At 59.3% G+C, this 11951-nt stretch carries 15 protein-coding genes; 4 read left to right on the forward strand and 11 right to left on the reverse strand.

The window, feature by feature from the left end; translation table 11 throughout:
* Nucleotides 1-65: 65 nt before the first annotated feature.
* Nucleotides 66-275 (reverse strand): cold-shock protein, encoded by a 210-nt coding sequence (locus KGB29_RS02680; RefSeq protein ID WP_002554837.1) that lies wholly within the window; start codon nucleotides 273-275, stop codon nucleotides 66-68.
* 353 nt (nucleotides 276-628) lie between these two features.
* On the opposite strand from KGB29_RS02680, the gene dcd reads away from it, so the two are divergent.
* The 3 genes from dcd (at nucleotide 629) to KGB29_RS02695 (ending at nucleotide 2139) form a co-directional block, all read left to right on the forward strand.
* A complete protein-coding gene (gene dcd / locus KGB29_RS02685) occupies nucleotides 629-1195 on the forward strand; it encodes a dCTP deaminase (protein ID WP_007940589.1) in 567 nt (188 codons plus the stop codon).
* A gap of 107 nt (nucleotides 1196-1302) precedes the next feature.
* The gene (locus KGB29_RS02690; protein ID WP_008052149.1) at nucleotides 1303-1512 is read left to right on the forward strand and encodes a hypothetical protein; all 210 of its coding nucleotides are present in this window, start codon (nucleotides 1303-1305) and stop codon (nucleotides 1510-1512) included.
* 246 nt (nucleotides 1513-1758) lie between these two features.
* Entirely contained in the window at nucleotides 1759-2139 is a 381-nt protein-coding gene (locus tag KGB29_RS02695) for a hypothetical protein (RefSeq protein WP_223473831.1), read from the forward strand.
* 55 nt (nucleotides 2140-2194) lie between these two features.
* On the opposite strand, the gene KGB29_RS02700 is transcribed toward KGB29_RS02695, so the two are convergent.
* The 6 genes from KGB29_RS02700 to KGB29_RS02725 form a co-directional block, all read right to left on the reverse strand.
* Complete coding sequence (locus KGB29_RS02700; RefSeq protein WP_102669862.1) at nucleotides 2195-2959, reverse strand: ABC transporter ATP-binding protein; 765 nt, start codon at nucleotides 2957-2959, stop codon at nucleotides 2195-2197.
* Nucleotides 2960-2972: 13 nt separating this feature from the next.
* On the reverse strand, nucleotides 2973-4091 hold the full coding sequence (locus tag KGB29_RS02705) for a succinylglutamate desuccinylase/aspartoacylase family protein (protein WP_150812930.1): 1119 nt from the start codon (nucleotides 4089-4091) through the stop codon (nucleotides 2973-2975).
* A 26-nt stretch (nucleotides 4092-4117) separates the two neighbouring features.
* On the reverse strand, nucleotides 4118-4828 hold the full coding sequence (locus KGB29_RS02710) for an ABC transporter permease (protein ID WP_057716129.1): 711 nt from the start codon (nucleotides 4826-4828) through the stop codon (nucleotides 4118-4120).
* Nucleotides 4825-5553, reverse strand: coding sequence for an ABC transporter permease (locus KGB29_RS02715; protein ID WP_057716128.1), 729 nt, complete (start codon nucleotides 5551-5553; stop codon nucleotides 4825-4827). Before KGB29_RS02715 ends, KGB29_RS02710 begins: the two co-directional genes overlap by 4 nt.
* Nucleotides 5554-5609: 56 nt before the next feature.
* The gene (locus tag KGB29_RS02720) at nucleotides 5610-6392 is read right to left on the reverse strand and encodes a transporter substrate-binding domain-containing protein (RefSeq protein WP_150812932.1); all 783 of its coding nucleotides are present in this window, start codon (nucleotides 6390-6392) and stop codon (nucleotides 5610-5612) included.
* 352 nt (nucleotides 6393-6744) lie between these two features.
* Nucleotides 6745-9195 carry a penicillin acylase family protein gene (locus tag KGB29_RS02725; RefSeq protein WP_154946642.1) on the reverse strand — a complete coding sequence of 817 codons (2451 nt, stop codon included), beginning with the start codon at nucleotides 9193-9195 and terminating at the stop codon, nucleotides 6745-6747.
* A gap of 194 nt (nucleotides 9196-9389) precedes the next feature.
* Here KGB29_RS02725 and KGB29_RS02730 point away from each other — a divergent pair, with 194 nt between their 5' ends.
* A complete protein-coding gene (locus KGB29_RS02730; protein WP_154946641.1) occupies nucleotides 9390-9947 on the forward strand; it encodes a cysteine hydrolase family protein in 558 nt (185 codons plus the stop codon).
* Between the two features lie 156 nt (nucleotides 9948-10103).
* Here KGB29_RS02730 and KGB29_RS02735 read toward each other — a convergent pair whose 3' ends face one another.
* The 4 genes from KGB29_RS02735 to KGB29_RS02750 form a co-directional block, all read right to left on the reverse strand.
* Nucleotides 10104-10316 (reverse strand): SEC-C metal-binding domain-containing protein, encoded by a 213-nt coding sequence (locus tag KGB29_RS02735; protein ID WP_015093814.1) that lies wholly within the window; start codon nucleotides 10314-10316, stop codon nucleotides 10104-10106.
* Entirely contained in the window at nucleotides 10313-10807 is a 495-nt protein-coding gene (locus tag KGB29_RS02740; protein WP_150812935.1) for an LEA type 2 family protein, read from the reverse strand. Before KGB29_RS02740 ends, KGB29_RS02735 begins: the two co-directional genes overlap by 4 nt.
* Nucleotides 10808-10894: 87 nt before the next feature.
* Nucleotides 10895-11371 (reverse strand): YchJ family protein, encoded by a 477-nt coding sequence (locus KGB29_RS02745; RefSeq protein WP_057716123.1) that lies wholly within the window; start codon nucleotides 11369-11371, stop codon nucleotides 10895-10897.
* 4 nt (nucleotides 11372-11375) lie between these two features.
* Complete coding sequence (locus KGB29_RS02750; protein ID WP_090453527.1) at nucleotides 11376-11873, reverse strand: DUF6231 family protein; 498 nt, start codon at nucleotides 11871-11873, stop codon at nucleotides 11376-11378.
* Nucleotides 11874-11951: the final 78 nt, after the last annotated feature.

Genomic DNA, 11951 nt, shown 5'->3' on the forward strand with positions numbered 1-11951 from the left:
AAAACATCCGCCCACAAAAAAGCCCCGCTGTTGAGGGCGGGGCTTTTTACTAAAGCAAGTACAAGTTAGATAACTTGAACTTCTTCAGCTTGCATGCCTTTCTGACCGCGGGTAGCGATGAAAGAAACCTGTTGGCCTTCTTTCAGGCTTTTGAAGCCGTCGGACTGGATAGCTTTGAAGTGAACGAACAGGTCGTCACCGGATTGTGGAGTGATGAAGCCGAAGCCTTTTTCATCGTTGAACCACTTAACGGTACCGGTTTGGCGATTAGACATGGTGTAACTCCTTGAACAAAGATAACTGCGACTCAGGAAGAACCCTGGCCGAGACTGAGTGCAAAGAGCAGGAAAAATTCTTGTAGATGGTTGGATCGAAATTCAACATATCGTGTAGAGATTCTCAGTGACACAAGCAGCACAGTGACGCCACCTTAACCCTTTTTCCGGAACGTGCCAATGCTTCTTGCACAGGTTTCTCTGTTTTAAGGATCGGCGGTGTGACGGTTCGTCGCCAGCGCAGGTAATTCCCGCCTGTTCGGCGAGAATTGCACCGCGGACTTTGAACCCGGCGGCGCGCCCGGTAAGATGCCGGACAGAATTTTTCGACCTCGCTATTCAGGACACCCGCCATGAGCATCAAATCGGACAAGTGGATTCGCCGCATGGCGCAGGAACACGGCATGATCGAGCCATTCGTCGAGCGCCAGATGCGCGGCAGCGACGATAGCCGTGTGATCTCCTACGGCGTGTCGAGCTACGGCTACGATGTGCGTTGCACCAATCATTTCAAGGTGTTCACCAACATCAATTCGGCCATCGTCGACCCGAAGAACTTCGATGCCGGCAGCTTCGTCGACATCCACAGCGACGTGTGCATCATTCCGCCGAACTCCTTCGCCCTGGCCAGCACCGTCGAATATTTCCGCATTCCGCGTAATGTTTTGACCATTTGCCTGGGTAAAAGCACCTATGCGCGCTGCGGCATCATCGTCAACGTCACACCACTCGAGCCTGAGTGGGAAGGTCACGTGACCCTCGAGTTCTCCAACACCACCAATCTGCCGGCGAAAATCTACGCGAACGAGGGCGTGGCACAGATGCTGTTCCTTGAGTCTGACGAAGAGTGTGAAGTGTCCTACAAGGACCGTGGCGGCAAGTATCAGGGCCAGCGTGGCGTGACCCTGCCTCGCACCTGAGTCAACCGTCCGGCAAATGCCGGGAATTCCTGAGCGGGCGTACACTCTATGGGGTGTACTGTTCCGATCCGCGCAAGGTGGGTCGGGTCATCGCTCAGGAGTGCCGAATGAAGATCGATCCGCGAATCAGTGCCGAACTGGCAAGGCTTGAACCCAATCAGGTTGGCGTTCTGGCCTGGTCCTTGTTGGCACACCCGCCCGTCAGCATGGCAGGGGGTATTCCCGGCCAGCCTGATCCTGATACCCCGAACGAGCAGCCTAATGAACCGGGCGAGCCTACGCTGCCGGATGAGCCGCCACCAGCGCCTGTTGTCTGACTTTCGATTCCCGCTACTCATGGCCGGTGAACTGCCGCTGTCGTCTTCAGCAAGCAGGCCTGTGCCTGTTGTTGCTGTTGACGACCGTGGCGTCTGAATCAGCCTGAAAATATTCGGAAGTAACTGTGTCTGTCGTGGAAACCAATCGACGGGCACGGCTGTGGTTCCATTCAGGAGCTGCGTGCCCTTGGGCCGGAAGCAAAGGGCGTCAGGCAGTTAACTTCGAATATGAAAAGGAACATTCAGATGAGTGCAAATCGATCGGGGAATTTGAGTGCCGATGTAATCACGACGGGCGGCTCCATGCAGTTTCGCGTAACGGATGGGGTCGATTTTTATCGGCGCCCAGACATCCATTGCATTGAAGCGGATAACGGTCAGGGGACTGCGTTTTACGTGTACTTGCCGTTGGACATCCAGAGTGGCAGCTACAGCCTCAGGCTCGACGAGGCAGCTCCCATGGTCATCCATGTGAGCGGCAACTCGGAGGCAGAGCTTTATCCAGGAACGCTTGAGTTAACGGTGGGAGGTGACGCGCAGTTTGCCGGGCGCTTCAGTGGGACGGACGCTAATGGTCTACAGATAACAAATGGCAGTTTCAGGCTGGAAAACGAAGCGGGGGCATAACGGTTGATTGATGGTGGAAGCCGGACAAGCCGGCTTCCACTTCTACTCCCGGCGGCTATTTCAGGTTGCCGCTGAGGAACTGCTTCAACCGCTCGCTTTTCGGATTGCCCAACACCTCTTCCGGTGCGCCTTCTTCCTCCACCAGGCCCTGGTGCAGAAACAACACCTGACTCGACACTTTGCGGGCGAAGCTCATTTCGTGGGTCACCATGATCATGGTCCGGCCTTCTTCGGCCAGGCCCTGGATCACCTTGAGCACTTCACCCACCAGTTCCGGGTCCAGCGCCGAGGTCGGTTCGTCGAACAGCATGACTTCCGGCTCCATGGCCAGTGCGCGGGCAATCGCTACCCGTTGTTGCTGACCGCCGGACAGGAATGCCGGGTATTGGTCAGCCACACGGGGGGCCAGCCCCACCTTGTCCAGGTAGCGCCGGGCGCGATCCTCGGCTTCTTTCCTGTCACAGCCCAACACCCGGCGTGGGGCCATGGTGATGTTTTCCAGCACCGTCATGTGGCTCCACAGGTTGAAATGCTGGAACACCATGGCCAGGCGGGTGCGAATCCGTTGAAGCTCATCGGCGTCGGCCACGTGCATGCCGTGACGATCCTTGATCATGCGGATGTTCTGCCCGTCGAGGCTCATGGCGCCATCGTTGGGTTGTTCCAGGAAGTTGATGCAGCGCAGAAAGGTACTTTTACCCGAGCCGCTGGCGCCGATCAGACTGATGACGTCGCCGGTTTTGGCCTTGAGCGAAACACCTTTGAGGACTTCATGGTCGCCGTAGCTTTTATGCAGGCCTTCGATGGTCAATTTGTACATGGGGCGTGCATCCTCAAGGCGAAAGTAGATAGCCGCTGCGATAGGCTTCGGTGCCCGCGACGTGGGCGATCACCATGCCGGCAGTGGCCATGCGGCGCAGCGAGCGGGCGTACATCAGCCCGGCTGTGGCGCAATGAACGGGAGTGACCAGATCGTTGACCGGATCAATGATCTCGGCGATCAGTTGCCCGGCTTCCAGGTACTGGCCCGGCCGCGCGGTGAACACCAGCAGGCCGCCGACGGGCGTGGCCACCGGCTCAACACCCGCCAGCGGTGTCGCCGGATAGGGCAGGTCGGGGAGGGGCGCGGGTTCGCCGGCGATCGCGCCGAAATGGATCAGGTAATCGATCAGTGCCTGGCAATCGAGGCTGGCCAGCGGGTGATTGACGTCGCCTTGACCGCGCAGTTCGACGGTCACCGAAAAACTGCCCGGCGGAATGTCGAAGTCCTCGCCGAAGCGATCCTTCAATTGCCACCAGAGCAGGGTGAAGCATTCGTCGAACGACTGGCCACCGGAATCGGTTGCAAGCAGGCTGGCTTGGGCGCCGATGTAACGGGCCAGCGGCTCGACCTGCGACCAGGCTTCAGGTGTGGTGTAGAGGTGCGCGACCGCTTCGAAATCGCAATGCAGGTCGAGCACCATGTCGGCGTCGCAGGCCAGTCGCTGCAGGGTCAGGCGCTGGGATTGCAATTGGGTGCCGGCGGTCTGCCGGGCCAGCGCGTCGCGCAGGTTGCTGCGGATCAATTGCAGGTTGTGCTGCGGATCGTCACCGAGCTTGCCTTCGATCGCGTTGCCGACTTCCTCGCTGAGGTCGACGAACCAGCGGTTGAAGTTCTGGCCGCTTTCCAGCTCGTAGCGACCCAGCGGCACATCCATCAGCACCTGTTCCAGGCCCACGGGGTTGGCGATGGGCACCAGCACGATTTCGCTGCGCAGGCGCCCGGCGGCTTCCAGCTCCGCCAGGCGTTGCTTGAGGTGCCAGGCCACCAGCATGCCGGGCATTTCGTCGGCGTGCAGGGAGGCCTGGATGTAGATCTTGCCGTTGGCCGATTGAGGGCCGAAGTGAAAGCTGTGGATCTGTCTCGCGGTCCCCGGCAGTGGGGCCAGCAGGTCATGTTTCTGGTGGCGCATCTGTTGTTCCTGAAGCAGGTTGAGACCTAGTGGGTCGGCCCGAGGAAGGCCAGCCATCGGCGTTCGGCAAGGCGGAACAGGCCGACCAGCGCAAAAGTGACGGTCAGGTAGATCAGCGCGGCGATGCCGAACGACTGGAAGGTCAGGAAGGTCGCCGAGTTGGCGTCCCGAGCAACTTTGAGCACGTCCGGGATAGTCGCGGTGAAAGCCACGGTGGTCGAGTGCAGCATCAGGATCACTTCGTTGCTGTAGTACGGCAACGAGCGACGCAGGGCCGATGGCATGATCACGTAGGCATACAGTTTCCAGCCGGTCAGGCCGTAAGCCTTGGCCGCTTCGACTTCGCCGTGGTTCATGCTGCGGATGGCTCCGGCGAAGATCTCCGTGGTGTAGGCGCAGGTGTTCAGGGCGAAGGCCAGGATCGTGCAGTTCATCGCATCGCGAAAGAACGCGTCCAGTACGGGCTGGGCCCGAATGGCGGCCAGGCTGTAGATCCCCGTGTAACAGATCAATAGCTGGATATAGAGCGGCGTGCCACGGAACAGGTAGGTATAGAACTGCACCGGCCAACGGATGTAGAAGTGCGGCGATACACGGGCGATGGACAGCGGGATCGACACGATAAAACCGATGAAGATCGAAGCGCTGAGCAGCCACATCGTCATGGCCAGGCCGGTGATGTTGTTGCCGTCGCTATAGAGGAAGGGTTTCCAGTATTCCTGCAGGAGTTCGATCATCGTACGGCCTCCCGGGTCCCGGCGGAGTAACGACGTTCGAGCCAGCGCAGGATGACGTTGGACGCGCTGGTGATCACCAGGTAGATCAGCGCGGCAAGCACCAGGAAATAAAACAGCTGATAGGTACTTTTACCCGCGTCCTGGGCAGCCTTGACCAGGTCGGCGAGGCCGATGATCGACACCAGGGCCGTGGCCTTGAGCATCACCATCCAGTTGTTGCCGATACCCGGCAGGGCATAACGCATCATCTGCGGGAACACCACGATCCAGAAACGTTGGCCGCGCTTGAGACCATAGGCGGTGGCCGCTTCGACCTGACCCCGTGGGACGGCGAGAATCGCGCCACGGAAGGTTTCAGTGAAATACGCACCATAGATGAAGCCCAGGGTGATGACCCCGGCGCTGAACGGGTTGATCTCGATGTATTCCCATTCCATGTAATCGGTAAACGAGGTCAGCCAGGTTTGCAGGCTGTAGAAGATCAGCAGCATCAGGACCAGGTCCGGAACGCCGCGAATGAGTGTGGTGTAGAGCTGGGCAGGCACGCGCATCAGTTTGACTTTTGACAGCTTGGCACTGGCGCCGAGCAGCCCGAGCAGCACGGCCAGCAACAGCGACAACGCCGACAGCTTGATCGTCATCCAGGTGCCTTGCATCAGCAGCGGACCGAAGCCCTTGAGGCTGAAGGCAGAGAGCCCCAGATTTTCTAATAAGGTTTCGAACATAAATCAGCAACCTGATCGGATGAAAAAAGCGCCCATCGAGAGATGGGCGCCGGGCATTATTTGCCGCTGTACAGATTCAGATCGCCAAAGTGTTTCTTCTGAATGGTGGCGTAGGTGCCATCATCGTGTAACGCTTTGATACCTTTATCCAAAAGTGCTTTCAGCTCGGTGTTACCTTTCTTAATACCGACCGCGGTTTTGGCAGGCAGCAGTTCGCTGTCGACTGGCTTGCTGATTTCGTAGCCTTCACCTTTTGGTGACTTCAAGAAGCCCAGTTCGGCTTGCAGCATGTCCTGGATCGCTGCGTCGAGACGGCCGGAAGTCAGGTCGGAATACACCTGATCCTGATTCTGATAGGCCTGGGTTTTCACGCCGGCCTTGTCGAGAACGGCTTTGGCGTAGGCTTCCTGGATGGTGCCTTGCTCGTAGCCTACGGTTTTGCCCTTCAGCGAAGCGACGTCCTCGGTCAGGCCGGAGCCTTTCTTGAACACGTAGGCGGTTGGGCCGGAGAACAACTCGCTGGAGAAGTCGATGACTTTTTCACGGGCCGGGGTAACGGTCATCGACGAGATCACACCGTCGAATTTATTGGCTTTCAGGCCCGGAATCATGCCGTCGAAGTCACTCTCGACCCACTTGCACTTGACCTTCAGTTCGGCGCAGATCGCGTTCCCCAGATCGATGTCAAAGCCTACCAGGCTGCCATCGGCCGCTTTCGATTCGAACGGTGCGTAGGAAGGGTCAACGCCGAAACGCAGTTCTTTGTACTCCTTCGCCATGGCGGAACCAGCCGCCATGCACAACGCCAGTGCAGAAAGGGTCAGCAATGCTTTTTTCATTATTCAATCCCTAAAAACCAATATGAGCGCTTGTGGCGCAGAATTATTGTTACTGGAAAGCGTAAGACCTGTTGAAAGTAGCAATTTCCGAACCAGAGTGCCGAACAAGCGTTTTATTTAGGTGCTTGGAAATGGCCGGAGACAGATTTATGCACGAAAACGTGCGCAGGGAAATGGGTGCACCAAATCAACTCACCACAAAAGAACGGATTGACTGAGCAGGTTTCGCAGGGCCGGGCACTCCACCTCGTGACACGACTTGTCCTTGAGTCAGCGCAACCGCGATTACGATTCAACATTCAACCTCTATTTTGAATGTCAGACCGCTATCGCGGGCAAGTAAAGGGCTGGGTTATTTACCGGGTGTCAGCGTCAACCGCGCCTTGCCATAGGCGTTGTCGAAGTTCTGCGGCTGCATCGGCAGGCTCATGTACTGGCCCTTGAACCACGGCTCGATGCTGTTGAGGTAGTTCGGGCTGGCCGGGTTGCCGGACTGGCCGGTGCCGTTCTGCGCCATCAGCGGTTCGGACTGGCCGAAGTCGACGATAAAGCGCATGGCTGGCGCCAGCGTGGTGTTGAAGTCCTGGCCCCAGGCGAAGGCGGCGGTGTTGAGAGTGGTGTGATCGCCACCGGCCGGCAGCGGTCCGCGTACGGTCTGGCCGCTGCTGTTTTTCCATTCATAGCGATGCAGTTTGCCCCATTGCCAGGCTTTGTGATCGCCGCCCAACTGGCTGTCGCCGGCGCTGATCGCGGCGGCGAGGCTGCGGGCGAGGATGGCCGGTTTGTCCTCTTTCTGTGCGGTACGCACGTCATCCCAGAACGGGCTGTCCTCACGCCCGAGCAAGTGATCGGCCTGGGCCGCGTAGGACAACTTGCCGTCGGCGACAAAAGCTTTCCACGTCGGGCTGCTTTCCGGGCCCAGTTCATCGAGGAAGATCTGCCGCGTGCTTTCCTGCAGGAACAGTTCGTAGATGGCCGCATCGGTGGAGGTCGGGCCGAGCTTGCCGTCGAACGCCATCAAGCGGCTGTAGGCTTCGTGTGCCTTGGCGCGATCGGCCGCCGGCAAGGCGTCCATGGCTTGTTTGAGTGGCTGGGCCATACCCGGCGCTTCGAACATTTTCTTCAGCTTGGCAGCGAAGGTGGTGGTCTGGTCGTATTGCATGGCGATCAGGCTGCGGCTGTCGTGTTTGCCTGCACCGGCCAGTTCGGCCAGGCGCTCGCCGCGCTCCGGAGCGGCCCAGGAATTGGACAGCTGCATGCCGTAGCCATGGGGAATGACCCGTTGGTTGGCGGTGCCGAGCCAGCCCTGAGCCGGGTCCTGATCGTACGGGTGCAGCATCGGGTCGGCGTAACCGTCCCAATCGTATCGACCTTCCCAGCCCGGCGAGGGCAGCAAGCCTTCGCCTTCGCGACGGTTCGGGTAGCGGCCGGTGACTTGCCAGCCGATGTGATTCGCGTCGGCGAATACCAGGTTCATCGCAATGGCGCGGATTTCGCGGCTGGCATCCGAGGTTTTCTCGACACTCTGGGCGCGGGACAGGTCGAAGAGCGCGTCCAGGGTCTTGTCGTCGGTGAAGTTCGGCGTCTGCAAGGCCAGGCCGAAACCATTGGCCAGCGTGGTGCCCTGGGCGCTGTTGAGCAGCGGGCCATGGCGGGTTTCGTACACCGCTTCGCGAATCGGCCGCTGGCCTTTGACGAAATAGGTTTCGTTGCGCACGATCGCCGGCTGCCACTTCCCGGCGTTTTCGTAGGTAAGCCCGTTGCTCTGGCGCTTGATCTTCTCCAGGAACAGGTCCTGGTTGTCGCCCATCACGGACGTCATGCTCCACGCCACCTTGCCGTTGAAACCTCCAAGCACCATCGGCAGACCCGCGATGGTCACGCCGGATGCCTGATACTTCGGCGTGCGAATCTGCACGTAACTGAACAACGAAGGCACGCCCAGCGGGCCATGACTGTCACTGGCCAGCAGGCTCTTGCCGCTGCGGCTGCGTTGTGGGGCGATGGCCCAGTTGTTCGACGAAGTGGCGCCCAGCAGGTTCAGGTCCGACAGTTGGCCCGTGGCTTTGCTGAGTTCGGCCAGCCCCGGTACTTGCCCGTTGAGCTTGAGGCCTTGCAGTTTTTCGCTTTCGGCGACCGGCAGTTTTTCGTCGGGAGCCGACGGCGTCAGCCATGCAAGTTTGTCGGTGGTAACGGTCTGGGCCAGTACCAGCGAGGAAATTTCTTCCGGCAGGTTGGTCGACTGGCTGAAGTTCAGGAGGCAGAAAATCAGCGCCGAATCCTCCGGCTGCCAGTACTCAGGCTTGTAGCCGGTGGCTGCCAGATCCGCCGGCAGTTTGTCGCGGTAGCGGAACAGGTAGGCGTTGACCCCGCGCGCATAGACTTCGAAGAAACGCTTGAGGCGTGGTGAAGAAGCCTTGTACAGCTCGCCAGCACTTTTCTTCAGGTTGACCGCCCGCATGTAACGGTCGGCATCCAGCAGGTCCGCACCGTGCATCTCGGCCAGACGGCCCTGGGCCAGCAGGCGCAGGGTAACCATCTGGGTGATGCGGTCGCTGGCATGCACGTAACCGAGGGTGAACAGCGCGTCGTGGAAGCTGTTGCTTTCGATCAGCGGCATGCCCATGGCATTGCGGCGCACCGAAACGCTCTGCGCCAGGCCCTTGAGTGGTTGTACGCCGGAGGTCGGCGGTAGGGTGTCCTGGGCGTTGAAGTTCTGACAACCGGTCAGGCTCAACACACCGGCCACTGCTGCGGCAACGCCGAACCGGGGTAGAAAATGAGTAAGGGCTGGCGAGGCCATGGCAAAGCTCCTGCGGGGGTAGAGGCGGCGGCGCGCAATAAAGGCGCTACGTTAGTGAGCGGGAGGTGGCCGCGCAAGCGGGGTACAAGGTTATTTCAGGATTTGTCTGATAAACCGGAAAGATCGCAGTCTTGTCAGTCGCAATGGGGGATGTTGAAGTGCGAAACGCTCAACAATCCAGGAGAACAGTCGGCATGGAGCTCAAGGCAAACGCGGCATTGATCATCATCGATCAACAAAAAGGCATCCTGCATCCCAGGCTCGGCCGCAGGAATAATCCAGAGGCCGAAGCGCGCATGCTGGACTTGCTTGACCATTGGCGATGCACCGCTAGGCCAGTGATCCATGTGCAACACCTGTCCCGCTCTGAGGACTCGGTATTCTGGCCGCAGCAGTCGGGGGTGGAGTTTCAGGAACGGTTTGAGCCAATGGCCGGTGAACGCTTGATCCAGAAGCAGGTGCCGGATGCGTTTTGTTCGACGGGGCTGGAGGCGCAGTTGCGCGAGGCGGGGATCGGGCAGTTGATCATCGTCGGTGTCGCGACCCACAACTCGGTGGAGTCCACGGCGCGTACCGCGGGCAACCTGGGGTTTGATACGTGGGTGGCCGAGGATGCGTGTTTTACCTTCGATAAGGCTGATTTCTTTGGCCAAACCCATAGCGCCGAAGTGGTGCATGCGATGTCGCTGGGGAATTTGCACGGTGAGTATGCGACGGTGGTCAGCACCGCATGTGTATTAAAGGCTGACTGAAAAACCTGTAGGAGCGAGCTTGCTCCGGGCGGCGTTCCGACGATAGCGGTCTGACTGACACATTGATAGTTGATGTGCTGCCGTCATCGCGAGCAAGCTCGCTCCCACAGGAGAGGATGGCGATTCAACAGGCGAAGCAAGTCTTCGCCCGAAGCATCAAGCGCCGTGGCACTTCTTGAATTTCTTGCCGTTGCCGCATGGGCACGGATCGTTGCGGCCGACGTCTTTCAGGGCGTTGCGCACCGGTTCCTGGTGAGCGTGGCCGCAGTTCGGACCGTGGACATGGCCGTGGTCGTGATCATGGTGGTGATGGTCATGATCATGATCGTGATTGCAGTCAGGGCCGTGGACATGGGGTTGCTGGGTCATCGGTGTTGCTCCGGAATTAAATCGGCGGCGATTATCACGCCATTGCGCGTCAGGTGCACGTAGTGGGTGATGAATATACCGGTTTCCAGTTCACCTTCCAGACGATAGGGAATGGGTTGATCGGATTTTTTCAGCAGTTTGGCCAGATCACGGACCTTGGACCACAGGTTGGTGCGGATCGGTACCTTGAAGTAAGCGCTGTGCCTGGGGCTGATGGTGAACCAGTGTTCGTACTCGCCGTCGGCCAGCAGTATGTCGCCCAAGTGAACGCGGTACTCCAGACCGCGCACCGTCAGGTCGCTGTCGTTGGGGTTGTCGATGCGAAAATGCAGGAGGAATTTCTGTTCCAGCAGTTTGGCGTTGACCACCTCGATCTTCACCAGATGGACCTCGGGGTCCGGCAAGTCGTCGTCGAACCACGACGCACAGCCACCGAGTCCCAGTGTCAGGAACAAGGTGAGCAGACAGAGTGCGCAGCGACGGATGATCATCGTGGTGTTTCTCCCTTGAGCCCCAGTCTAGACCCAAAGGATCGCAGCCTTCGACAGCTCCTGCTTGGTGGATAGTCATTCCATGTACTAGCTGCTGAAGTACCCCGCACAACACTTCTTGAACTTCTGCCCACTCGCACACGGGCAAGGGTCATTGCGCCCGAGTTTGAGTTGCACGGTCGGGTCGATGAAGTACCAGCGCCCGGCGTTCTGTACGAAGGATGAGCGCTCTCGATGACTGTGCTCGCCATTGCTGTCGTGCCAGCGCGCGGTGAAGGTCACGAAAGCGTGTTCAGGCTGGCCGCCCAGCACTTCGGAGCTTTCCACCTCAAGGCCCAGCCACGTACTTTGCGCGCTCCAGTCGCTGATCGATTGACGGTCCAGGCCGGCCTGTTGGGCGGGCAGGGTGGTGGCCACCAGATAGTCGACCAACCCCAGCACATAGGCGCTGTAGCGTGAGCGCATCAAGGTTTGCGCGCACGGCGCCGGGTGTCCGGCATGGTAGTGACCGCAGCAGGCGTCGAGCAGGGTGCCGCTGCCGCAAGGGCAAATGGATGTACTCATTGCATTACCACCAGTATTTCCCGAAGTTTTCCGGATTGGCCCAGAAGCGCGAATTGAGCCAGTCGGGGACTTGTTTGTATTCAAGCAGATCGTAGGTAAACAGGGTCAGGACCTGTTCGTCCCGTTGGAAGCGCTCACTGGCTTGCAGGGCCAGGGAGAAAAAGTCGGTTTCCTGCCAGCCACAGGCCGGCAGATCCGCCAGCACCGCGATGCGGCTGGCGTTGAGGTTGCGAATGCCGCCCAGCAGGTTCAGGCCGTCGCGCTTGGGCAGATGCTCCAGGCAATCGACCACCAGGGCCAGGTCGAAACGGCGGGCCGCCAACTCGTCGGGCAACGGCCCGGGGGCGGCGAATGCGACGCAGCTGTCCGGGTGAGCGAGTTTGAAAGCCTCCAGTGCCGGGAACTCGCTGGCGCCGATCAACAACAGACGTGCGGGGGCATATCGGTCGAGTAACGCGGCCAGTGCCTGTTGTGGCGTGCGTGAAGAAATACCTGCAGTCATCGAAGATCCTCAATCAGATCCGCCAAGACTAGCCTGCCCTTACGTTCGGGCCTAGAGCGCCTTGGCGACAAAAGCGCC

Source organism: Pseudomonas sp. BF-B-30, from assembly GCF_019956305.1.
GTDB lineage: Bacteria > Pseudomonadota > Gammaproteobacteria > Pseudomonadales > Pseudomonadaceae > Aquipseudomonas > Aquipseudomonas jessenii.